Genomic DNA, 21,615 nt, shown 5'->3' on the forward strand with positions numbered 1-21,615 from the left:
CTATGGCGAGGCAGAAGCGCCCGAACATTGTTGCCGAGCTCGGCAGGCCAGAAACGGCCGCCGAGACCGCCGCCCGCAAGGCCGAAGGCAGCCGGCTGTATAAGTCGCGAAAGACCGTGAACAACCTGGTGTTCTCGCTGCTGGTGACCGTCGGGCTTGTCTTCGTGATCTACCTCATGGTGCCGCGACCCGCAGGCGACTTCCCGGATCGATCGATCGATGTGGCCCAGGCCGCCGCAACGGCCGGAGCAGACTTCCCGCTCGCCGTTCCCGCGGTGCCCGATACCTGGAAGGCAAAGCAGGCCACCCTGACCGTCGAAAACGGTGTCTCGGCCTGGCAGATCCTCTACACGACCGAGAACGAGGCGTTCGCCTCAGTCGTACAGGCGTACACCGAGACGGGCGAGCCCGTGAGCGCGAAGTGGATCGCGGGCATGCTCGAGGAGCAAGAGTCGACCGGCACCGAGCAGCTTGGCGGCCTGAGCTGGCGGGTCTACGACCATCAAGATCGCAAGGCCGAAAAGGTCAACATGCGCTTCGGGCTCGAAAGCACTGTCGGCACGAACTCCGTGCTCGTCTATGGCACCGACGACGCCGCAACGATTCGCGTGCTTGCAGCGCAAGTGGCCGACTCGCTCGGCGAGCCCCAGCAGTTTGAATCCGCAGCAACGAGTGAGGCGACCGAATGACCGACAAGACACCCCGCGTCACCCCGCAGGCAGCGTGGGACACGCTGATCGCCGGCAACGAACGATTCGTGTCGGGAGACTCGGCTCACCCGAACCAGAACGTCGAGCGGCGCAGCGAGCTCGTGAACTCGCAGAGCCCCGATGTTGCGCTCTTCGGCTGTTCGGATTCCCGCCTCGCCGCCGAGATCATCTTCGACTGCGGCCTCGGCGACCTGTTCATCGCCCGCAACATGGGCCACGTCGTCGCCGAGTCAATCACCGCGTCGATGGAGTACGCGGTCACCGAGCTTGGCGCCTCGCTCATCGTGGTGCTCGCGCACGACTCGTGCGGTGCCGTCGCCGCGGCGATCGATCAGACCGGGCGCGAGCCGTCTGAAACGACCCGCTCCGTGAAGCACACCCTCGCCCCGATTCAACCGTCGGTGCAACAGCTCTGGCTGCAGGGTCACACCGAGACCCCCTACGTGACCGCCACCGAGATCGACGCCAACGCGGTCGGCCGGCTGCACCTCAACGCGACCGTGCACGAGCTGCTGCGCACCTCGCGCGCCATCAGCGACGCCGTCGACGCCGGCCAGCTCGCCGTCGTCGGGTTGCAGTACCGGCTCACCGAGGGCCGCGCCGTGCCGTACACGGTCGTTGGCCCGCTCGAGCTTGAGCTCGCTCCCCTGAACTAATTACCCAACATCCCAGCACTCTCAAGCAAAGGACTATTGTGACCGAAGAGATCGAGTACCGCATCGAGCACGACACCATGGGCGAGGTCCGCGTTCCCAAGAACGCGGTCTACGCTGCGCAGACTCAGCGTGCCGTCGAGAACTTCCCGATCTCGGGCAAGGGTCTCGAGCCCGCTCAGATCGTCGCGCTTGCGCGCATCAAGCGCGCAGCGGCCATGGCAAACGCCGAGCTCGGCATTCTCGACGCAGACATCGCGAAGGCGATCGTCGCAGCTGCCGACGAGATTATCGGCGGCGCCCACCACGACCAGTTCCCCGTCGACACCTACCAGACCGGCTCTGGCACCTCGTCGAACATGAACATGAACGAGGTGCTTGCGAGCCTCGCAACCAAGCACCTCGGCGCCCCCGTGCACCCGAACGACCACGTGAACGCGTCGCAGTCGTCGAACGACGTCTTCCCGACCTCGGTGCACGTCGCGGTCACCGGCGCACTCATCGAGCAGCTCAAGCCCTCGCTCGCGCACCTCGCCGAGGCGCTCGAGGAGAAGGCTGAACTGTGGAAGTCGGCCGTGAAGCCGGGCCGCACCCACCTCATGGACGCGACCCCCGTTACCCTCGGCCAGGAGTTCGGTGGCTACGCAGCGCAGATTCGCTACGGCATCGAGCGCATCGACGCTGCCCTCCCCCGCGTCGCCGAGGTTCCGCAGGGCGGCACCGCCGTCGGCACCGGCATCAACACCCCGCTCGGCTTCCCCGAGAAGGTCATCGCCGAGATCGCAGCGTCGAGCGGTCTGCCCATCACCGAGGCACGCAACCACTTCGAGGCACAGGCAAACCGCGACGGGCTCGTCGAGGCTTCTGGCGCACTGCGCACCATCGCCGTGTCGCTCACAAAGATCGCAGAAGACGTGCGCTGGATGGGTTCGGGCCCGAACACCGGCTTCGGCGAGCTCCACATCCCCGACCTGCAGCCCGGCTCGTCGATCATGCCCGGCAAGGTCAACCCCGTCATCCCCGAGGCGACCCTCATGGTCTGCGCTCGCGTGATCGGCAACGACGCGACCATCGCCTGGGGCGGCGCTCGCGGCAACTTCGAGCTCAACGTGATGATCCCCGTCATGGGCACCGCGCTGCTCGAGTCGATCCGCCTGCTGTCGAACGTGTCGCGCGTCTTCGCTGACAAGACCGTCGCCGGCCTCGAGGCCAACATCGAGCGCATGGAGACCCTCGCCGGCATGAGCCCGTCGACCGTCACCCCGCTGAACCGCCTCATCGGCTACGAGGCCGCCGCGAAGATTGCGAAGCACTCGGTTGCCGCGGGCATCACCGTGCGCGAGGCAGTCATCGATCTCGGCTACGTCGAGCGCGGCGAGGTCACCGAGGCTGACCTCGACAAGGCACTCGATCTGCTCTCGATGACCCACCCGGGCGTCGCGAAGTAGTTCGCTTGTCAGCGGGCGGGGCGGTGAGGCTGGAGCCTCACCGCCCCGTTTGCGTGCGGGCCCTGGGCCGCGCGACCCTTCGCTCGGCCCAGCCGCCAGGCCCGTCTCGCGGCCCAGCCGCGGCCCAACCGCGCAGCCGTAGGCGAGGCCCACGCCGGCCAGCCCTGCACTTGCCTCCGAGCTGGGTTCAGTTTTTCGCAGGAGAAGGGACTGGTCTCGGCGAGAAGTGCAGGGTTGGTGAGCGGGCGACCCGGGCGCTGCGCGGGCGACCCGGGCGCTGAGCGGCGACCCGGGCGCTGCGCGGGCGACCCGGGCGCTGAGCGGCGACCCGGGCGCTGCGCGGGCAACCCGGGCGCTGAGCGGCACAGGGGGCGCTCTCGGAGCGGAGTGCAGGGTTTGCGGCTCGCGAGCCTCTGCCCGCGCTCGCTACGCTGGCGGCATGACCCAACCCCATTCAGACCCCGCTGCTCCGGCCGACAACTGGCAGGCCCGCGTCGACGCGGTGTGGGCCGACCCCTCGGCATCTGAGCTCGAGGTCGTCGAGCGCATCGAGGCGCTTACCGCTGAGCTCCCAGACGACGACCCGCGCGGGCCTTTCCAACTTGGCGGCGCGCACGACTCGGCGGGCCTCGAGGCCCGCGCCGCGGAGCTCTACGAGCGCGCGATCGAGCTCGGGCTCGACGGCCAGTCGCGTGCCGAGCTCGACATTCAGTACGCGTCGACGCTGCGCAACCTCGGCCGCACCGCCGAGGCGCTCGCCGTGCTCGAAGCCTCGGCCGGCCACCCGAGCCTGGGTGCCGCGCCCGACGCGTTCTACGCGCTCGCGCTGCACAGCGCCGGGCGGTCGGCCGAGGCCGTCGCGGTGCTCATCGAGGCGCTCGTGCCATCGCTGCCGAAATACCAGCGCTCGCTTGCCGGCTACGCCGCAGAGGCGCGCGCCGGTGCCGCCCGCCCGCAACCCGGGAGTGCGAGAGAATAGGTGCGTGCTTGACGAAACCTTCTCCCTGCCGCTCTGGGCCGAACTCACAGCCGTGGGCGTTGGTAGTTTGCAGGGGGCGCTGTTCGCCGCGGGGTTCAAGCGGCTCGACCTGCTCGGCGTCGCCATTCTCGGCATCGCCTCGGGCATCGGCGGGGGCTTTCTCCGTGACATTCTGCTGAGCACGACCCCCGCGGCGTTTTCGATCAACTGGTATTTGCTCACCGCAACGCTCGCGGCCTTCGTTGGCATGCTCGTGCCCAGGCTGTTTCGCAAGGTCGACCCGGTGGTGTCGCTGCTCGACGCGGTGAGCATCGGCATGTTCGGTGCGATTGGCGCGACCAAGGCGCTCTCGCTCGGCCTGCCGGTCGTGCCTGCCCTGTTCATCGGAACCGTCTCCGCGGTGGGCGGCGGTGTGCTGCGCGACATGATTCTCAACATTCCGATCGCGCTCATGCACGTCGGCTCGTTTTACGCGGTCGCGTCGATGGGCGGCATCGTCGTGCTGCTCATCATGCTGCAGTTCGGGGCGCCCGTGCTCATCGCCGGCATCGTCTGCGTTGTCGTTACGACCCTGCTGAGGCTGCTCGCGGTGCGCTTTGGCTGGAGCCTGCCCGAGCAGCGGGCGCTCAGCCGCATTCAGCTGCGTCGCCAGCGCCAGGTAGAGGCCGTCATCGACGAGGCGCTGCAGACAGGCGTCATCGTGCTCCCCGATCTCGGTGGCCAGAGCGAAGACGAACCAGACGACGACACGGAGTTTGGCGACGGCCGCCAGCCGGCGGGGTCGCGCTAGCGAAGTCGCGGGGTCACGCTAGCAAAGTCGCGGGGTCACGCTAGCAAAGTCGCGGGGCCACGCGTGGCCCGCAGCGCGGCCCGGCGAGTTCGACACACCTGAGTTCACCCACCGGTCACCCGCGGGCAGGCCCGCAGCTACCCGGGGGCGACCGTCGGGCCACTTGGGTTCGATTGTGTAGCTGAGGGCGCCCACCCAGGCAGCCTCACTCTTCACGCATTCGAACTCCAAAGGAACGAAATGACGAACCCCGCAACCGCCGCGCGGTTGAGGCGCGGCACGACCGCGCTTGCCCTTGCCGCTCTCGTTGGCAGCGGCCTCGCGATCCCGCTCGCGAGCCCCGCTTCAGCCACCTCCGCCGAAGCACCAGCCGCCTCCGCCGAAGCACCAGCCGCGGCCCCGGCCGCCGCAACCCCGGTCGTGCCCAAGAACTCACTCATCGAGACCGGTACGAAGTGGAAGTACCTCGACACGAACGTCGACCCGGCCGCAGGTGCCGCAGACCGCAATGCCTGGGCCGCGCCGGGGTTCGATGACTCCGCATGGCCCACCGCGCCAAGCGGCTTCGGCGTGAAGAAGAACGAGCTTGGCGCCGTCGGCCCGTACACACCAGCTACGAAGCTCTCCCACTACATCGACGGCAACGCGAAGAACACCGTGCCGACGTACTTCTTCCGCACCACGGTCGAGCTCGAAGCCGGCGTCGCTGCCGAGGTTGGCAAGGTCGCGGCGACGATCATTCACGACGACGCAGCGCGAGTGTTCGTGAACGGCCAGAAGGTCGTCGGCCTGCTCGACGCGCGCGTCGACGATTCGCTCCCCTCAAACCTGCAGTACGCGGGCGACAGCAAGGGTGACCCTGTCGTCTCGGAGTTCACGATCGATCCGGCGCTCTTGCGCGACGGCACGAACACGATCGCGGTCGCACTGTATCAAGATCGCGAGAGCTCCTCAGACGCCTACTTCGACCTGCCGAAGCTCGAGCTCACCGCGAAGGGCGACGCCGGCACCGAGCCGGGCGGCGACACCGACCCGGTCGTCGCGGCCCCGACCCGCGTGATTCTCACCCCGACCGAGACCCCCGCTGTATCGCAGTCGTTCTCGTGGCTCGCGGGCGACGCGTCGCACACGACCGGCCAGGTCGAGATCGGGCTGGCCGCGGGCGGCGACACCCGCTCTGTCGAGGCGAAGCCAGTTGGCGCTGTGAACGGCAACGAGAAGGAGCACTTCTCGGCAACGATCGGCGAGCTCTCCCCCGCAACCTCCTACCGCTACCGCGTCGGCACCGCCGGCAGCATGAGCGAGTGGTATTCGTTCACGACGGAGACTCCCGGGGCGACCGACTTCCAGTTCGTCTACTACGGCGACGCCCAGATCGGCCTCGACACCACCTGGCCATCGGTCGTGAAGCAGGCCGAGGCGAAGGCAACGCGCTCGATCGGCTCGGTGCACGCGGGCGACCTCATCAACACCGGCAACAACGACACCGAGTGGCAGAACTGGTTCAAGGGCATGGAGCACTCCGCGACGAGCACGAACGTCATGGCGGCCCCCGGCAACCACGAGTATCAGGGCGACAAGGCCCTCGCGTCGTGGAAGGCACACTTCGAGTACCCGCTCAACCAGCCCTCAACCGAGTCGATCGGCGAGCTCGCGAAGCTCTCGCAGGGCGACACCGAGGTGGCAAAGCAGTACGCGGCGTACTTTGAGCACTGGGCCGACTTCGCCGCCGAGACGGTCTACTACACCGACTACCAGGGTGTGCGCTTTATCACGCTGAACGCGACACGCGACACGACGTTCTTGAAGCCCGCGAACCTCCCGGGCTGCACGGGCGCCGAGTGCCCGAGCACGAAGGTGCAGGAACTGTGGACGGAGTACCAGGCCGCCTGGCTCGACTTCGTGCTGAAGAACAGCCCGTCGAAGTGGAATGTCGTGACCTTCCACCAGCCCGTCTACTCGACGTCGAAGGGGCGCAACGAGCCCGTGCTGCGCGAGCACTGGGTGCCCGTGTTCGAGGAGAACAACATCGATCTCGTGCTCATGGGCCACGACCACACCTACGCCCGGGGCTTCAACAACGATGATCGCACCGCGACGAGCGGCGTCACCAACGGGCCCGTGTACACGGTGTCGAACTCGGGCGCGAAGCACTACGACCTCGAGTCTGAAGAGAAGAACATCTGGACGAACAACGGCGCGACCCAGGTGATCCGCGGCGAGCGAGTCACCACCTACCAGGTGATCGACGTCACGGAGAACCAGCTCACCTACCGGTCGTACGTCGCCGAGACCGTGCCCGGCTCGAAGAGCTTCAAGCTCGCCGACGCGTCGGGTGAGCGCCCGGTGTACGCTGCCGCCGAGGTGCCTGCGGTCGGCGAGGTGTTCGACGAGTTCACCGTCACGAAGTACAACACCGGCGAGAAGTGGGTCACCGAGGCGGGCGTGACCGCGCCGGCAGGGCCGGCCATCGCGCTCGACGCGACGTCGGTGAAGCCGGGCGGCAAGGTCAAGGTCTCGGGCACTGGCTTCGCGCCGGGGTCGAAGATCGCGCTCGAGCTGCACTCGGAGCCAGTGTCGCTCGGCACCGTCGAGGTGGGGGCGGATCGCGCCTTCGAGTCGACCGTGACAATCCCGGCAAACACGCCGGCCAGCACCGAGCACTCGCTCGTCGCCGTGCTGCCGAACGGCTCGACAGTGTCGACGCCGCTTACCGTGACCGCGGCCGACACCGGCGAGACGAAGCCCGGCGTTACGAAGCCCGGCGAGCAGGTCGGCGGCAAGGGCTCGGGCTCGATCGCCGCGACCGGTGGGGAGGCGTTCCTGCCCCTCGGCGTCGCCGCCGCGACCCTGCTGGCGCTCGGTGCCGCGCTCGTCGTGTGGCGCCGCCGCGCCGCGATCGAGCTGCCCGAGGGCGGGGAGCCGCGCCGCTAGCGCGGGCCGTTCGTTCGTCAGCGGGCGGGGTGTGGATCGAAATGATCCGCACCCCGCCCGCTGCATTTGTGCGACGTTTTATGCCACGGCACCGCCCGGCCCCGCCGCCACCGCTATTCCACGGTCTTCACCGCGGCGCGACCGCGCCAGACCACGCCCGTGAGCACGAGCCCGACGGTTGCCTGCACCGCCGCGCCCACCGCGAGCAGCACGAGCACGGGCGTCCACGACCCGACGGCCTGGTGCAGCGCGCCGGCGCCAAGCGGGCCGAGCGTCGCGACGGTGTAGCCGATCGACTGCACCGTGGTCGAGACCCGCGCAGACTCGATGGCGTCGCGCCCAATGCTCGCGATGAGCCCGAGCGCGAGCGGGAAGGCGCACATGCCGAGCCCGAGCAGCCCCGCCCAGACCTCTGGCAACGCGAGCGGCGCGAACAAGAACCCGAGCACACCGCCAGCGGTCGCCGACGCGACGATCGCGAAGCCCAAGCGCATGCGCTTCGCGCCGCGAGCGAGCGGCATGATGAGCACCGTTCCGGGCACCCCAACTGCCATGGCGATGCCGAGCAGCACTCCGGCTCGCTCGGGCGACAGCCCGCTGCCCACCGCGATCGTCGGGAGCCAGCCCATGATCACGTAGCTCAGCAGCGACTGCAGCGCGAAGAAGCTCGCGAGCAACCAGGTGCCGGCCGGCAGCGGCTGCCGGGCCCCGCGTGCCGCCGCTGCGTCATCAGCAGGCGGCGCCACCCGCGCTGGCCGCTGCAGCGGCATCACGATCGCCCAGACGGTGAGTGCGATGAGCGCTGGGATAGCCCACGCGGCGAGGCCGAGTGTCGGGCTGCCCAGCGCGAGCGCAACGGGAACCGCGGTCGCTGCAGCGGTCGCCGCACCGAGCGACATCGCCGTGGAGTAGATCGTTGTGACGGTGCCGATGTTTCGCGCGAAGTGCAGCCGCACGACGGCGGGCAACAGAATGTTCACGACCGCGAGCCCGCCGGTCGCGATAACCGTACCGGCGACAACGATCCACGGCGCGGGAATCGCGCGAATGATAAGGCCGAGGGCGAGCACAGCGAGCCCGACGGCCACCGTGCGCTCGACCCCCCACCGGCTCGCGAGGCGGGCCGTGCTCACCCCGGCGACCGCGAACACCGCGGTTGGAATAGCGGGAACGAGCACGACGGTGACCGAGTTGAGCGCACCGGCTTCGGTGAGCATGGTGAGCAGCGCCGCTGCGCTCGTGATCGCGAGGCGCAGGTTGAGCGCGACGAGCACGAGAGCGAGAATCATCAGCGCTGGCCGCCGAAGCGCGGGGGTCTGGGTGGTGGGAGTGGTCATGAATATCCAAACATCAAACGTCTAACCTTTGAGAGGTACTATCATTGCACACATGAGCCTTGATCCGGTACGCCAAACTTCACTGAGTGACCAGGTTGTCGAGCGGCTGCGCACAGAAATCGTCGAGGGTCGCTGGGCGGTCGGCGAGAGAATCCCGCCCGAACCAGAGCTCATCGCGAGCCTCGGCGTAGCCCGCGGCACGCTGCGCGAGGCGCTGCGGGCGCTGCAGTACAGCGGCATGCTCGACATCCGCCGCGGCGACGGTACATTCGTGAGCGCGCGCAGCGAGGTTCCCGGCGCGCTCGCGCGCTCGGGCGGCAGCATCGCCGAGGTACTCGAGGCCCGCGCGGCGATCGAGCCGCAGCTCGCGAGGCTTGCGGCCGAACGCGCGGATGCCGACGACTGCGCGCGCATCGAGGCGGCGCTCGCTCACCGCACCCGCATCACGGTGACGCCGCCAACGCCCGAGAATGCCTCACGCTGGGCTGCGGCCGACGCGGCCTTTCACGAGGAGGTCGCGCGAGCAGCGCACAACACCATTTTGTTCGAGATCTACGCGGCCCTGCTGCCCCGGCTCCGGGAGTCGGTCGAGTCGTCAATCACTCGAGACGGTTTCACCCTCGACGATCCGCGCGGCCACGAAGAGGTGCTCGACGCCATTCGCCGCCGCGACCCGAAAGCGGCGGCGGCGAGCGCGTCGGCGAACCTCGCCGCAACCGAGCGCTGGGACGTCACCGAGCGCTGGGAGCGCACCACCCACTGAGCCACCCCGCGCGCTGAGCCACCCCCACCCCCTGAGCCACCCCCGCCCCCTGAGCCACCCCGCGGCATATGGCGCTTGTTGTCGCCAAACGAGATCGCAAGCGACAACAAGCGCCGTATGCATGCACCGGGGGCGGGCCCGGGAGGGGCCGGGAGGGGCCGGGAGGGCCCGGGAGGGGCCGGGCGGGGGCCGGCGGGGGCCGGGAGGGCCCGGGAGAGCCCGGGGCCGGCGGGGCCCGGGGCCTACGCGTCGAGCAGTTCGGTGACGAGCGCAGCGATGTCGCTGCGCTCGCTGCGCGTGAGCGTCACGTGGCCGAACAGCTTGTGCCCCTTGAGCCTCTCGATCACGGCGGCGATGCCATCGTGCCGGCCAACCCGCAGGTTATCTCGCTGCCCGACGTCGTGAGTGAGCACAACGCGCGAGCGCTGTCCAATGCGGCTAAGCATCGTGAGCAGCACGTTGCGTTCGAGCGACTGCGCCTCGTCGACGATGACGAATGCGTCGTGCAGCGAGCGCCCGCGAATGTGGGTGAGGGGCAGCACCTCGACGAGATTGCGGGCGACGACCTCTTCGAGCACGTTCTGCGACACGATCGACCCGAGGGTGTCGAACACGGCCTGACCCCACGGGTTCATCTTGTCTTGCTGGTCGCCGGGGAGGTAGCCGAGCTCCTGCCCCCCAACCGCGTACATCGGTCGAAACACCATCACCCTGCGGTGCTGCTGCCGCTCGAGCACCGCCTCGAGGCCCGCCGCGAGCGCGAGCGCCGACTTGCCAGTGCCGGCCTTGCCGCCGAGCGAGACGATGCCGACCTCGGGGTCGAGCAACAGGTCGATCGCGAGCCGCTGCTCGGCGCTGCGTCCGTGCACCCCGAACACCTCGCGGTCGCCGCGCACGAGGCGGAGCGAGGTGTCGCCGTCGACCCTGGCGAGCGCCGATCCGCTCGGCGAGCTGATGATGAGCCCCGTGCCCCCGACCAGATCGCGTACGGCCTCAACGCCGTCGAGCCGCTCCTCCTCCCACAGCGCGTCGACCTCGGCGTCGGAGAGCTCGATCGCGGCGGTGCCGAGGTAGCTGTCGTCACCCGTCTGGTCGTTGCGGTACTCCTCGGCTCCAAGGCCAAGCGCCGCGGCCTTGACGCGCATCGGCAGATCTTTCGACACGACGGTCACGGCGAGGCCCTCGCTCGCGAGCGACTGCGCGACGGCGAGAATGCGGGTGTCGTTGTCGCCGAGTCGCATGCCGCTCGGCAGCACCTCAGAGCTCGAGTGATTGAGCTCGACGCGGAGCGTGCCTCCCTCGTCGCCGACCGGCACCGGGAAGTCGAGCCGCTCGTGCCGCTCGCGCAGCCCATCGAGCAGCCGCAGCGCGCGCCTGGCGAAGTAGCCGAGTTCGGGGTCGTGCCGTTTCTTCTCCAGCTCGGTCACGACGACCACGGGAAGCACGATACTGTGCTCCGCAAAGCGGAAGATCGCAGCGGGATCGCTGAGCAGCACCGACGTGTCGAGCACGATGGTGCGCTCCGCCTGCGCGAGCGGGTCGCTCAGGCCGATCGAAGGCTGCTGGAGGGTATCTCGGGTGTTTGCCACGGCGGCTCCTTCGTTCTGCCGGGGCGGCCCCGGCGAAACGAGTCGGCCGTAGCTTACGAGGGTGGCTGCGGCCTCCTCAACCGGGCACGGTGCCCGGTACAGCACACGGTACGCCGCGAAAGTGAATGCCGGCTTTCGACACGCTGACGCCTGCGTTGCGGCAGAGCGTACGCCCCCGCCCGAGCACCCGCAGACGGTCGCGACATCAGAAATCTCAGACGCCGACAACCGTGGCCGGTCTTATTGGTGCTTTCTCTAGATTTCCGACAACAGAAATACTTTCTCTTGTGGCCTTTCCTCTATGAAACAGCGCTAGGCTATGGCCATGACTGATGCGCGCATCTTGCGGACCCGTGCCGCACTCCACAAGGCGATCACCGAACTCGCCACCCAGAAACCCGTCGGTGAAATCACCGTGTCCGAGCTCGCCGAGAGCGCGGGTATCAACCGTGTGACCTTCTACAAGCACTACACGACGCCCGCCGAGGCGCTCGCTGATGCGCTGCACACCGAGCTCGTGAAGGTCTGCGACGAGGCAGCTCCCGCGACCGAGATCGACCCGTTCACGCACTGCATCTACACGGCGCTCGACCACCTTGAGGCGCGCAAGCAGCTGTACACGATCGCGTTCAACGACCAGGTCGATGGCACCGTACCGATGATGCTCTCGCGCTTCCTCACGGGCGTAGCCGAGACGTATCTGACAAAGCGCCGCAAGCGGAAGCCAGCGGTGCCCGATGTCGATCTCGACGTCGCTGCCGCGTTTCTCGCGACCGGAGCGACCGGCGCAATTCGCGTGTGGATCCTCGAGGGCGATATGTCGCGTGAGCGTTTCTTTGAGAACCTGCCGCTACTGCTCCCCGCCTGGTTCCTCGCCGAGGAGCAGAGCAGCTAGCTCTGGCCGCTATCGTCGCGGCGGCGCCAGGCTCGGCTGCTTGCCGAACTGGCCCGCCGCGACGAGCACAACGATGATGATCGCGGCCGCGATCCACCCCGAGACACCGAGCGGGTTCACGAGCCACGGCTCGAGCGGCGCGCCGGCCATCGCGATCACCATGAACACGCCTCCGGCGGCGTTGAATGCGGCGTGCGCGAGCACGGCTGGCCACACCGAGCCGCTGCGCAGCCGGAGCCAACCGAACAGCGTGCCGAGCAGCGTGCACCCCACGATCATGAGCGCGACGCCGCGCCAGTCGTAGAGCTGAAAGTTGTGGCCGAGCAGCGTCACCGGAGTGTGCCACAGGCCCCAGATCACGCCGCTGACGAGCAGCGCCCGCCAGGTGCCGAGCGGACGCAGCGCGGGCAGTAGCCAGCCGCGCCAGCCGATCTCCTCACCGAATGCCACAACAATGTTTATCAGCCCAGCGAGCGGGATGATCGCGAGCTGGGTGATCGCCGCCGTGCGCGCGAGCTCGGCAGGGGCCCCGGCCGCGACGAGCAGCTCGGCATAGCCCGAGAACTCGGCGAAGTCTGGGGTGAGCCAGCCGAACAGCAGCGCAATGCCGAGGGCGAGCACGACAAACACCATCGGGCCGAAGTACCCGATCACCATGAGCCACACGACCCGCTTCGCTGGTCTCAGCGGCCACAGCCCGAGAAAGCGGGCACGGGCGCGGCGCGGCGTCTTCGCGAAAAACACGACAACGAGCATCGCGACGGCGGGCGTGAACATCATGACCGCGGGCAGCTGCGATAGCAGCAGCTGCGTGGCCATCGGCATGTCGGCCGCCGTCTCGGGGTCGAGCCGCAGGAGCGGCAGCATCACGAGCCAGGCGAGGCCATACGCGACCGCCACGAAGAGCGCGACCGCGTCCCACGGCACGCGGGTGAGCGGCGCGGCGGGCTCCGGGGGCTGCGGCTGGGCCTGGGCCTGCTGCGGCTGGGCGTCTGGTTCGAAACTCATGGCGTATCTCCCTCGATAGACGTAACGTTGCCGCCACTGGCGGTGGGGCCTGGATTGCGTGCTGCGGCTGCCGCTGCGCTGAGCACCGCGGCGGCCTCGTCGGCGCCGTCAAGCGTGACAACGAGCACCTTGCCGTTCTCGCGCGTGATGACGATGCCCTCACCGCTGCGGGGCACGATGCCGGTGCGGCCACCGGCGAACCGCAGACCCCAGCCGCCGAACTCACCGAGCGGCTCGATGTGCGCGGTGACGACCTCGGTGATCTCGGCCGCGGGAACATGAAACACCGGCCAGCCGATAATCGACCTTGCCTCGAAGCCCCGCGGCCCGATCCGCACGCGGAACCACAGCGCGGTGGGCATCACCGCGGCAATAAACACGAGCGTTCCGAGGCTGATCCAGCCCCCGATCGGCTCAATTGTAAACATCCACACGGTGAGCGCCGCGACACCGCCAACCGCAATACCGATCGCCCAGAGTACCCCGCGCGACGGCGACACCTCACCAACCCAGGCGGCGCGCTCCTCGCGGGCGAGCGGCAGCGGCGTCGCCTGCGGCTTGCCAGCCTCGGGGTCGAGGCGCAGCTTGGGTTGCACGAGAAAGGCGATTGCGCCGACGACCAGCCCTGCGGCGAAACCGCCGATCAGCACGCCGAGTGTTGACCCCGTCTCGCGGGCGTCGGCGGCATCGAGCTGCACCCACGCGTTGCCGAGCGCGAACGTCTGGAGCGACACGGTGAGGCCGAGCACGAACGCCGGCAAGAGCCGCGCAGCAGACGACCATGAGGTTGATGTGCTGCCTGTGTTTGCGCGGGCGAACTGCACCTGCTGCACGACAGAAAGTATGAGCAGCAATGCGTTGCTGCCTCCCGACATGAGAATGCTCTGCCACGGCGAGCCGAACCCGTCTGGCAGCCCCGTTGGGCCCCAGTGCACAGCGGCCGGGGTTGGCATGCGCGGCAGCCACACCAGCTGCACGGCAGTCACGGCGACGATGATGATCGCGGGCAGCACAAGGCCGACAACAACGGCGGCGCGGCGGGCGCGCGCGAGCTCGGGGGTCACGAGTGGTCTCCTTCGATACGGCGCTGAGCGCGCGCGTGTTGCATTGTGGTCGCAAGCGCCGCGGCGGCCGCTTCCGCGTCGTCGAGTGTGATCACGAGCGGCCGTCCACTCGCTCTGCCAACCCGAAGCCCCTCACCCGTGCGCATCACGATGCCGACACTGCCGTCGGTGGAAAGCCGCCACCCCCAGCCACCAAACTCGCCGAAGGGGTGAATCTCCCCCACCTCGACACTCGTGATGGACTCGGCGGGCACCCAGACCCGGGGCCAACCGAGAAACGACCTGGCCTCAAGCCCGCGTTCGTCGATGCGCACGTTGAACCGCATCGACACGAGCGTCAGCACGAGCACCGCGACAAGCGCGACACCGGTAACCGCGACCGCGACCACACTGACAGGTCGGAGCGTCACGATCCAGATGAAACTCGCGCTCGCGACGACGAGCGCGCCGGCCATCGCCCAGAGGTACGGCTTCGTCGCGGTGATGGCCCCGAGCCACACCACGCGCTCAGCCGCAGCGAGTTCGATGGGCTCACCGGCGTCAGCGTCGGCTTCGTAGGCAATCCGCAGCTTCGGCTGGGCAAAGTAGCCGAGTACCCCGGCCGCAATCGCCACGGGATACGGGATCACCATCGCCGCAAGATTTGGCGCCAGGTCGCGGCCGTTGGCGAGGTCGAGCTGCGCGGTCGTCGTGAGAAGGTTCAGCGTGAAAATCAGGGCGCCGGCGCTCAGCACGATCGCGGGAATCAACCTGTTGAGCGGCCCCCACACATCACCGCCCGGCCGCAGCCGGTTCTGCACGTCTTGCAACTTCGTCGTGAAGAACAGCGCGGTGATCACGAGGCCGGTGAGCGGAAACATCACGAGCCCCAGCATCGGGCTCGCGAATCCGTCGGCGACGCCGGCACCGCTCCAGTGCACGGCCATCGGGTTCGGCAGCCGGGGCAGCCACAGTAGGTACAGGGTTGTCTGCACCACGACGAGCCCGAGCGGCACGTACAGCCCGACGATGCGCGCGGCGGCCTTCGCGCGCGGTAGCTCGGGGTGCGCGGAGGCAGGTGTGGGTGTTGGCGTTGGCTCGGGGGTTGGCGCGTCAGTCATGCGGCGGCTTGCTCCTTCGAAAACTGCAGTGGAATCGGGTCTCTGCCCGCCGGTGGAGGCCCCTGCCCGCCAATACCAGCGACCATCGCGGCCACCGTCTCTTGGCTGACGCCGAGCGCGTGCGCGCGGTCGACGAGGGCGCGCACCTCGCCAGACAGCTCGACGAGCGTCTCGGCGAGCGAGGTCACAACGGCACCGCGGCCGCGCCTGAGATCGACGAGCCGCTCATCACGCAGCTGCTGATACGCGCGCAGCACGGTGTGCACGTTGATATCGAGCGCCTCGGCGAGACGCTTCGCGGCCGGCAGTGTGGTGCCCGAGCGAATCTTGCCAGCCGCGATATCGGAGCGCACTGAATCAGCGATTTGCGCGTAGATGGCGCGCTCGCTCGCCTCGTCTATTCGGATGAGCATGGGGCCTCCTCTTCCAATAACTCTACTTCAACTAGAACTAGTGCGCACCCCACCGGCTGCCCGCAGCGCAGCAACATCAAGTACCGTGGTGGGAGGGAGGTCACCATGCACACCGCACCACGCCCGCTCGTCTTCGCAGCTTCGGCCGCGCTACTGCTCACTCTTTCGGGCTGCACGGGGGCCGCGGAACCCGATCCGCCGCCGACATCGCCGGCCACGCCCTCCGAGAGCGCACCACCAGCGACCACCGCAGCCCCGGCCCCACTCGGCCCGCGCCAGCCATCGCTGAACCTCACGTCGCCCTGGTCGGTCGCCTATGTCGGCAATTCGGCGCTCGTCAGCGAGCGCGACACCGCCAAACTCATCGAGCTCGCAGAGAACGGCGAGGCGCGCGAGGTCGCGACCGTCGCCGGCGTCGTGCACGGCGGCGAGGGCGGGCTGCTCGGCATCGCGGTCTCCCCCGCCGCGGCCGGCACACAGCCCGAGTATCTGTACGCCTACTCGACCGCGGCGAACGGCAACCGCGTCGAGCGCTACCCCGTCACCGGGGCCCCGGGATCCCTCGCGATCGGCGACCCCACCACCATCATCGACGCGCTCCCGAGCGCCGCATCGCACAACGGCGGGCGCATCGCCTTCGGGCCAGACGACATGCTGTACGTGACCGTGGGCGACGCCGCGCAAACCTGGCTGTCGCAAGACCTCTCGAGCCTCGGCGGCAAGATTCTGCGGCTCACCCCAGACGGCGGGGTGCCAGCCGACAACCCGTTCGAGGGTTCGCCCGTCTACAGCTACGGCCATCGCAACCCGCAGGGCATCGCCTGGGCGGCCGACGGCACGATGTATTCGAGCGAGTTCGGGCAAGACACCTGGGACGAGCTCAACGTCATCACCGCCGGCGGCAACTACGGCTGGCCCGAGGTCGAGGGCATCGCGGGCGACTCTCGATTCACCGACCCGGTGCAGCAGTGGCGGCCGGCCGACGCGAGTCCGAGCGGCATCGCGATCGCCGGCGACACGATCTATATCGCGAACCTGCGCGGGCAGCGGGTGCGCGCCGTGCCGCTCGCAGACCTCACGGCGAGCACAGATCACTTCGTCGGCGAATTCGGGCGGATCCGCGACGTGACAGTCGCCCCCGACGGCAGGCTGTGGTTGCTGAGCAACAACACCGACGGGCGGGTGGATCCGCGGGCCGACGACGACAGGTTCATCGACACGGGCCTCGTGCAGTAGGGCGCACTGCCGGCCGCGCCCGGCCCCTGTCCCCTGGCCACCTGGCCCCTGGCCACCTGCGGTAGATAGGTAATCTGCGTTCACCGGGCCCGCCACGCCGCAACCGCGACCGTGGGAGTGCAGATCCACTATCTAACGCAGGCGCGAAAGCGCCCGCCACCGTGAACGGTGGCGGGCGCTCTCAACCGACGCCGGGCCCAAGGCCCCAGGCGACCTAGAACGCAGCGATGCCGGTGAGCTCGCGCCCGATCACGAGCTGGTGCACCTCGTCGGTGCCCTCGTAGGTGCGCACCGACTCGAGGTTCGCCATGTGGCGCATCACCGGGAAGTCGGAGGTGATGCCGTCGCCGCCGAGGATCGAGCGGCACTGGCCTGCGATCTTGATGGCCTCGCGCACGTTATTGAGCTTGCCCACCGAGATCTGGCCGTAGGTGAGGGTGCCCGCGTCTTTCAGGCGGCCAAGGTGCAGTGCGAGCAGCATGCCCTTTTCGTACTCGACGAACATATCGGCGAGCTGCGCCTGGATGATCTGCTTCGAACCGATCGGGGCACCGAAGACCTCGCGGGTCTGCGAGCGCTCGACGGCCGCCTCGAGGCAGGAGCGCGCGGCGCCCATGACGCCCCACGCGATGCCGTAACGCGCCTCGTTCAGGCACTTGAACGGGGCCGAAAGCCCCTTCGCGCCGGGGAGGATCGCGTCTGCTGGCAGGCGCACGTCGGTGAGCTCGATCTCGGTCTGCAGCGAGGCGCGCATCGAGAGCTTGTTCTCGATTGCCGTGGCCTTGAAGCCCTCGGTCTCGGTCGGCACGACGAAGCCGCGCACGACGCCCTCCTCGTCCTTCGCCCAGATCACGCCGACCTGCGCGATGGTGGCGAGGCCGATCCAGCGCTTCTTGCCGTTGAGCACCCATTGGTCGCCGTCGCGGCGAGCCGAGGTGAGCATGGTGTTGGGGTCGGAACCGCCCTGGGGCTCGGTGAGGCCAAAGAATCCGATCGCCTCGCCACGGCCCATCGCGGGCAGCCACTGCTGCTTCTGCTCCTCGGAACCGAACTTGTAGATCGCGCCCATCGCGAGCGACCCCTGCACCGACAGCGCGGTGCGGAAGCCGGAGTCGGCTGCTTCGAACTCCATCGCGACGAGGCCGTACGCGACCGATGATGCGCCGCGCAGCCCGTAGCCGTTCATGTACATGCCGAACGCGCCGAACTCGCCGACCTCGGGGAGCAGCTCGACGGGAAGCCTGCGGTCTTCGAAGGCCTGGTCAATGATCGGGTTGATCTTGGCCTGCGCGAACTCGCGCGCCTTGAGCTGCCACTCGCGCTCTTCCTCGGTGACGAAGTCGGCAACGTTGAACAGCTGGTCGATCGTGGTTGTCATGAGATTCCTTTGTTCGGTGGGGGTACAGCTGAAGTTAGCGGGGAAGCCAGGTTGCGCCCTGGTGCTCGCCGATGCCTGGCGGCGGCGAGGTGTACCTGGCTGGCGTGGCAGAGAAGTGGATCGGCGCCGCGATCGAGCGCAGCGTGTGCTCGGAGCCGTCTGCCGCGACACCCGTGGTCTCGGCGACCGCGTCGAGGCCGAGGGACTCTGCGAGCTCGATCGCCTGCGCGACCGTGTTCACTCGGCCAGCCGGAATGTTGGCTGCGGTGAACTCCGTGATCCACTCGTCGGCGTTGCGGGTCTGCAGGCGCTCTTCGAGGGCCGCACGCAGCGCGACGCGGTTCGCGACGCGGGCCGGGTTGTTTGCGAAGCGCTCATCGGTCGCGAGCTCGGGGATGCCGAGCACGTCGCAGAGCCGCGTGAACTGGCCGTCGGTGCCAACCGCAAGCGCGACTGACTGGTCGGCCGCGTGGAACGTCTCGTAGGGGGCGATCGAGGGGTGGGCGTTGCCCATGCGGCCCGGCGAGCGGCCTGTCTCGAGCGTCGATGAGGCCTGGTTCGCTAGCGCCGAGAGAAGCGACCCGAGCAGCGTCACCTTGACGTGCTGGCCGGCACCGGTACCGCCCTCGGTGTCGCGGGCGCGCAGCGCGGCCTGGATGCCGATCACCGCGTTCAGGCCTGTGAGGATGTCGACGAGGGCGACGCCCACCTTGGTGGGTTCGCCGCCCGCGTCGTCGGCCTGGCCGGTGATGCTCATGAGGCCGCCGACGGCCTGCACGAGCAGGTCGTAGCCCGGCAGGTCGCGGCCCTCGGCGTCGCCGAAGCCCGAGATCGAGCAGTACACGACGCCCGGGTTCGCCGCGGCGAGCGCCTCGTAGCTCAGCCCGAACTTGTCCATGGTGCCGGGCTTGAAATTTTCAATGACAACGTCTGCGGTCGTCGCGAGCTCCTTCGCCAGCGCGAGCCCCTCGGCGCTGCGCAGGTCGCACACGACCGAGCGCTTGCCGCGGTTCACGCCCGCGAAGTAGGTGCTCTGCCCGATCGCGTTCTCGGGCGGCGACCACTGCCTCGTGCCGTCGCCCTCGGGGCTCTCGATCTTGATCACGTCGGCGCCGAAGTCGGCGAGCAGCATCGTCGCGTGCGGGCCTGCGAGCACTCGAGAGAAGTCAGCGACGCGAATTCCGGCAAGCGGACCTGGAGTAGACATAGCCCAACTGTAGGGGAAACGACATCGCCGATGGCGCAAAATATGCACAGCCCGAACGCTCGACAGTGTGCGAGAATGACACCATGGCGACGCTCTCCCAATTGCTCGAATTGCCCGATCTCGGGTTGAAGCTGCTGCAGTCGGGCCCGGGCGACCCCGAGCTCAGCTGGGTCTCGATCACCGAGCTGCTCGGTCTCGCAGAGTACCTCGAGGGCGGCGAGATCATTATGACTACCGGCCTCACCCTCGGCGCAGACGACCCGGGCTGGCTCGATTTTGTCGCGGGCCTGAGCCGCGCCCGAGTCGCGGCCATCGGGTTCGGCGTCGGCGTCAACCACGACACCGTGCCGACCCCACTGCTCCGCGCCGCGAGCACCTACAGGGTCGCACTCTTTGAGATTCCCCTGCCCGTCCCGTTCATCGCGGTAAGCAAGGCCGTCGCCGGCCTGCTGCGCTCCGACGAGCTGCGCGCGGCACGCTCGGCGCTGCAGGTGCAGCTGCGACTGCTCGACAGTGCCCGCGGCTCCCAAGACCCCGCCGAGGTGCTCGCGAGCATCGCCCAGGCCACCGGCCGCCAGCTCGCGCTCGTGTCTGGCAAAGACCGGGTGCTCGCGAGCACGCAGGGCTTTCAGTCAGACGGCGCAGAGCTCGTTGCGCTCAACACCGAGGGCACGCTGCACCTCGCGATCGCGGGCTCGGGGCCGCTCACGCCAGAGGGCAGCTCGGTGATCGCTGCCGGCGCGATGGCGCTCGGCTTCAGCGTGCGCAGCGACCGCGCTTCAGATCGCGCGGAGCGCGAGCGCTGGGAGCTGCTCACCGGGCGCATCCTCAGCGGTGCCCTCCCCGCAGCGACCGCAGAGGTGCTTGCCCCAGGGGTCCGCCTTCCCCGCACACTGCGCGCCGTGGCGGTGCAGGGCTCGCCGGAGGATATCTCGGGGTGGCGCGGCGAGCCCCGGCTCGGCCTTGACCGACTCATCGGCTCGACCGAGGAGCTCGCCGGCGGGCTGGCGCGCGCCTGGCAGATCGTCGACGGGTCAGCTCCCGAGGCGGCGCTCACTCGAATCGCGCAGCACGGCCTCGACGCCGTGGTCGGCCGCGCGGTTGCAGCGACGGCGCTGCCCATGAGCGTGCGCTCGGCGGCGGGGCGGCTCGGCGATCTCCCCGGGCGTTCCTCGCTCTACGTCGAGCCGCGGCGCGCCCAAACAATCTGGGCCGACCGAGACGCGCCCTTTCTCGAGGCGGTGCTGGGTCTCGGGGCCTCCCCCGAGCACGGCGCCATCGCGCTCAGCCGCGAGGTGCTCGGGCCGCTCGCGGCGACCGGGCCGAACCGAAAGGCATCGACGGAGCCCGACCGCGAGCTGCTCTGCGAGACGCTCGGGGCGCTGTTCGCCTCTGACGGGCAACGCGGCCCGGCCGCGGCGGCGCTCGGGATCCACCGCAATACGCTGCGCGATCGCATCGCGCGCATCGAGCGCCTCACGGGGCGATCGCTCGCGAGTGCGGCGGATCGCGCGGAGCTCTGGTTCGCGCTGCGCGCAGATGAGCTCGCCTAGCGCGACGACCTCGAGCTAGGCGCTGCGCTCGGTGGCGTTCGCGTCTTCCTCGATGACCGAGCCAGCGGCCGACCACGGGAAGTCGATCCACTGATCGGTCGCCTTCCACGCGTAGTCGGGCTGAATCACCGTTGACGGCTTCGTGTAGATCGTGACCGATCGCACGTCGGCGCCCTCGGCTGCGAGCAGCTCGACCGCGAGTTTTAGGGTGCGGCCCGAATCTGCGACGTCGTCGACGAGCAGCACGCGACGACCCTTGAGATAACCCATGTCGAGCTCTGGCGGCAGCACCTCAGGGTTGTCGAGCACGGTGCCAATGCCGGTGTAGAACTCGACGTTCAGGGCGCCGCAGTTCTTTGCACCGAGCCCGTACGCGATCGCGCCGCCGGGGAGCAGGCCGCCGCGGGCAATCGCGACGACGACCTCGGGCGCGAAGCCGTCGGCAACGATCTGACGCGACAGGTCTCGGGTCGCGGCCCCGAAGCCGTCCCAGGTAAGTACTTCGCGGTCGGCGGTCATGCGTAGCTCCCTCTGTGTGGGCGGCGGCGAGGCCCGCTG

Annotated in this window: 19 protein-coding genes; 10 read left to right on the forward strand and 9 right to left on the reverse strand. The window is 68.8% G+C overall.

Annotated features, from left to right (window positions below; all coding sequences use genetic code 11):
* Positions 1 to 2 precede the first annotated feature (2 nt).
* From ABD115_RS11215 to ABD115_RS11240, 6 genes are all read left to right on the forward strand, one after another.
* Entirely contained in the window at positions 3 to 689 is a 687-nt protein-coding gene (locus ABD115_RS11215) for a DUF4245 family protein (RefSeq protein WP_343960854.1), read from the forward strand.
* The gene (locus ABD115_RS11220; RefSeq protein WP_343960855.1) at positions 686 to 1,366 is read left to right on the forward strand and encodes a carbonic anhydrase; all 681 of its coding nucleotides are present in this window, start codon (positions 686 to 688) and stop codon (positions 1,364 to 1,366) included. The genes ABD115_RS11215 and ABD115_RS11220 overlap by 4 nt, the downstream gene beginning before the upstream one ends.
* A gap of 38 nt (positions 1,367 to 1,404) precedes the next feature.
* Positions 1,405 to 2,811: a class II fumarate hydratase gene (locus tag ABD115_RS11225; protein ID WP_343960856.1), complete on the forward strand. Its 1,407-nt coding sequence runs from the start codon at positions 1,405 to 1,407 to the stop codon at positions 2,809 to 2,811.
* A gap of 439 nt (positions 2,812 to 3,250) precedes the next feature.
* Positions 3,251 to 3,790 carry a tetratricopeptide repeat protein gene (locus tag ABD115_RS11230; protein WP_343960857.1) on the forward strand — a complete coding sequence of 180 codons (540 nt, stop codon included), beginning with the start codon at positions 3,251 to 3,253 and terminating at the stop codon, positions 3,788 to 3,790.
* A 4-nt stretch (positions 3,791 to 3,794) separates the two neighbouring features.
* Entirely contained in the window at positions 3,795 to 4,580 is a 786-nt protein-coding gene (locus ABD115_RS11235; protein WP_343960858.1) for a trimeric intracellular cation channel family protein, read from the forward strand.
* 240 nt (positions 4,581 to 4,820) lie between these two features.
* Positions 4,821 to 7,514, forward strand: coding sequence for a purple acid phosphatase family protein (locus ABD115_RS11240; protein WP_343960859.1), 2,694 nt, complete (start codon positions 4,821 to 4,823; stop codon positions 7,512 to 7,514).
* A gap of 113 nt (positions 7,515 to 7,627) precedes the next feature.
* Here ABD115_RS11240 and ABD115_RS11245 read toward each other — a convergent pair whose 3' ends face one another.
* A complete protein-coding gene (locus tag ABD115_RS11245) occupies positions 7,628 to 8,851 on the reverse strand; it encodes an MFS transporter (RefSeq protein ID WP_343960860.1) in 1,224 nt (407 codons plus the stop codon).
* A gap of 52 nt (positions 8,852 to 8,903) precedes the next feature.
* Between ABD115_RS11245 and ABD115_RS11250 the strand changes: the two genes are divergently transcribed.
* Positions 8,904 to 9,614: a FadR/GntR family transcriptional regulator gene (locus tag ABD115_RS11250; RefSeq protein WP_343960861.1), complete on the forward strand. Its 711-nt coding sequence runs from the start codon at positions 8,904 to 8,906 to the stop codon at positions 9,612 to 9,614.
* 242 nt (positions 9,615 to 9,856) lie between these two features.
* Here ABD115_RS11250 and phoH2 read toward each other — a convergent pair whose 3' ends face one another.
* The gene (phoH2, locus tag ABD115_RS11255; RefSeq protein ID WP_382389535.1) at positions 9,857 to 11,203 is read right to left on the reverse strand and encodes an RNA 5'-3' helicase PhoH2; all 1,347 of its coding nucleotides are present in this window, start codon (positions 11,201 to 11,203) and stop codon (positions 9,857 to 9,859) included.
* Between the two features lie 325 nt (positions 11,204 to 11,528).
* Here phoH2 and ABD115_RS11260 point away from each other — a divergent pair, with 325 nt between their 5' ends.
* Positions 11,529 to 12,098: a TetR/AcrR family transcriptional regulator gene (locus ABD115_RS11260; RefSeq protein WP_343960862.1), complete on the forward strand. Its 570-nt coding sequence runs from the start codon at positions 11,529 to 11,531 to the stop codon at positions 12,096 to 12,098.
* Between the two features lie 9 nt (positions 12,099 to 12,107).
* Here the strand turns inward: ABD115_RS11260 and ABD115_RS11265 are convergent, their stop codons facing one another.
* Genes ABD115_RS11265 through ABD115_RS11280 form a run of 4 tightly spaced genes read right to left on the reverse strand, consistent with a single transcriptional unit; the run spans position 12,108 to position 15,683 of the window.
* The gene (locus ABD115_RS11265; protein WP_343960863.1) at positions 12,108 to 13,106 is read right to left on the reverse strand and encodes a CPBP family intramembrane glutamic endopeptidase; all 999 of its coding nucleotides are present in this window, start codon (positions 13,104 to 13,106) and stop codon (positions 12,108 to 12,110) included.
* Positions 13,103 to 14,170 (reverse strand): DUF1648 domain-containing protein, encoded by a 1,068-nt coding sequence (locus ABD115_RS11270; RefSeq protein WP_343960865.1) that lies wholly within the window; start codon positions 14,168 to 14,170, stop codon positions 13,103 to 13,105. The genes ABD115_RS11265 and ABD115_RS11270 overlap by 4 nt, the downstream gene beginning before the upstream one ends.
* Positions 14,167 to 15,270, reverse strand: a complete 1,104-nt coding sequence (locus ABD115_RS11275; RefSeq protein ID WP_343960866.1) for a DUF1648 domain-containing protein — start codon at positions 15,268 to 15,270, stop codon at positions 14,167 to 14,169. Before ABD115_RS11275 ends, ABD115_RS11270 begins: the two co-directional genes overlap by 4 nt.
* Positions 15,267 to 15,683 (reverse strand): GntR family transcriptional regulator, encoded by a 417-nt coding sequence (locus ABD115_RS11280; RefSeq protein ID WP_343960867.1) that lies wholly within the window; start codon positions 15,681 to 15,683, stop codon positions 15,267 to 15,269. Before ABD115_RS11280 ends, ABD115_RS11275 begins: the two co-directional genes overlap by 4 nt.
* 105 nt (positions 15,684 to 15,788) lie before the next feature.
* On the opposite strand from ABD115_RS11280, the gene ABD115_RS11285 reads away from it, so the two are divergent.
* Entirely contained in the window at positions 15,789 to 16,919 is a 1,131-nt protein-coding gene (locus ABD115_RS11285; RefSeq protein WP_343960868.1) for a PQQ-dependent sugar dehydrogenase, read from the forward strand.
* A 214-nt stretch (positions 16,920 to 17,133) separates the two neighbouring features.
* Here the strand turns inward: ABD115_RS11285 and ABD115_RS11290 are convergent, their stop codons facing one another.
* Both ABD115_RS11290 and ABD115_RS11295 read right to left on the reverse strand, forming a co-directional pair.
* Positions 17,134 to 18,297: an acyl-CoA dehydrogenase family protein gene (locus ABD115_RS11290; protein WP_343960869.1), complete on the reverse strand. Its 1,164-nt coding sequence runs from the start codon at positions 18,295 to 18,297 to the stop codon at positions 17,134 to 17,136.
* A gap of 34 nt (positions 18,298 to 18,331) precedes the next feature.
* Positions 18,332 to 19,504, reverse strand: coding sequence for a CaiB/BaiF CoA transferase family protein (locus ABD115_RS11295; RefSeq protein ID WP_343960870.1), 1,173 nt, complete (start codon positions 19,502 to 19,504; stop codon positions 18,332 to 18,334).
* A gap of 83 nt (positions 19,505 to 19,587) precedes the next feature.
* Here ABD115_RS11295 and ABD115_RS11300 point away from each other — a divergent pair, with 83 nt between their 5' ends.
* Positions 19,588 to 21,057, forward strand: a complete 1,470-nt coding sequence (locus tag ABD115_RS11300) for a helix-turn-helix domain-containing protein (protein WP_343960871.1) — start codon at positions 19,588 to 19,590, stop codon at positions 21,055 to 21,057.
* A gap of 15 nt (positions 21,058 to 21,072) precedes the next feature.
* On the opposite strand, the gene ABD115_RS11305 is transcribed toward ABD115_RS11300, so the two are convergent.
* Positions 21,073 to 21,576, reverse strand: a complete 504-nt coding sequence (locus tag ABD115_RS11305; RefSeq protein ID WP_343960872.1) for a phosphoribosyltransferase — start codon at positions 21,574 to 21,576, stop codon at positions 21,073 to 21,075.
* Between the last annotated feature and the right edge of the window lie 39 nt (positions 21,577 to 21,615).

It is taken from the genome of Leucobacter albus, assembly GCF_039528015.1.
GTDB classification, from domain to species: Bacteria; Actinomycetota; Actinomycetes; order Actinomycetales; family Microbacteriaceae; genus Leucobacter; species Leucobacter albus.

Coding starts and splice junctions, on each gene's coding strand:
- ABD115_RS11265 (WP_343960863.1), bottom strand. CDS start 13,106: ATGAGTTTCGAACCAGACGCCCAGCCGCAGCAGGCCCAGGCCCAGCCG.
- ABD115_RS11300 (WP_343960871.1), top strand. CDS start 19,588: ATGGCGACGCTCTCCCAATTGCTCGAATTGCCCGATCTCGGGTTGAAG.
- ABD115_RS11280 (WP_343960867.1), bottom strand. CDS start 15,683: ATGCTCATCCGAATAGACGAGGCGAGCGAGCGCGCCATCTACGCGCAA.
- ABD115_RS11295 (WP_343960870.1), bottom strand. CDS start 19,504: ATGTCTACTCCAGGTCCGCTTGCCGGAATTCGCGTCGCTGACTTCTCT.
- ABD115_RS11220 (WP_343960855.1), top strand. CDS start 686: ATGACCGACAAGACACCCCGCGTCACCCCGCAGGCAGCGTGGGACACG.
- ABD115_RS11275 (WP_343960866.1), bottom strand. CDS start 15,270: ATGACTGACGCGCCAACCCCCGAGCCAACGCCAACACCCACACCTGCC.
- ABD115_RS11285 (WP_343960868.1), top strand. CDS start 15,789: ATGCACACCGCACCACGCCCGCTCGTCTTCGCAGCTTCGGCCGCGCTA.
- ABD115_RS11260 (WP_343960862.1), top strand. CDS start 11,529: ATGACTGATGCGCGCATCTTGCGGACCCGTGCCGCACTCCACAAGGCG.
- ABD115_RS11245 (WP_343960860.1), bottom strand. CDS start 8,851: ATGACCACTCCCACCACCCAGACCCCCGCGCTTCGGCGGCCAGCGCTG.
- ABD115_RS11215 (WP_343960854.1), top strand. CDS start 3: ATGGCGAGGCAGAAGCGCCCGAACATTGTTGCCGAGCTCGGCAGGCCA.
- ABD115_RS11250 (WP_343960861.1), top strand. CDS start 8,904: ATGAGCCTTGATCCGGTACGCCAAACTTCACTGAGTGACCAGGTTGTC.
- ABD115_RS11230 (WP_343960857.1), top strand. CDS start 3,251: ATGACCCAACCCCATTCAGACCCCGCTGCTCCGGCCGACAACTGGCAG.
- ABD115_RS11240 (WP_343960859.1), top strand. CDS start 4,821: ATGACGAACCCCGCAACCGCCGCGCGGTTGAGGCGCGGCACGACCGCG.
- ABD115_RS11290 (WP_343960869.1), bottom strand. CDS start 18,297: ATGACAACCACGATCGACCAGCTGTTCAACGTTGCCGACTTCGTCACC.
- ABD115_RS11305 (WP_343960872.1), bottom strand. CDS start 21,576: ATGACCGCCGACCGCGAAGTACTTACCTGGGACGGCTTCGGGGCCGCG.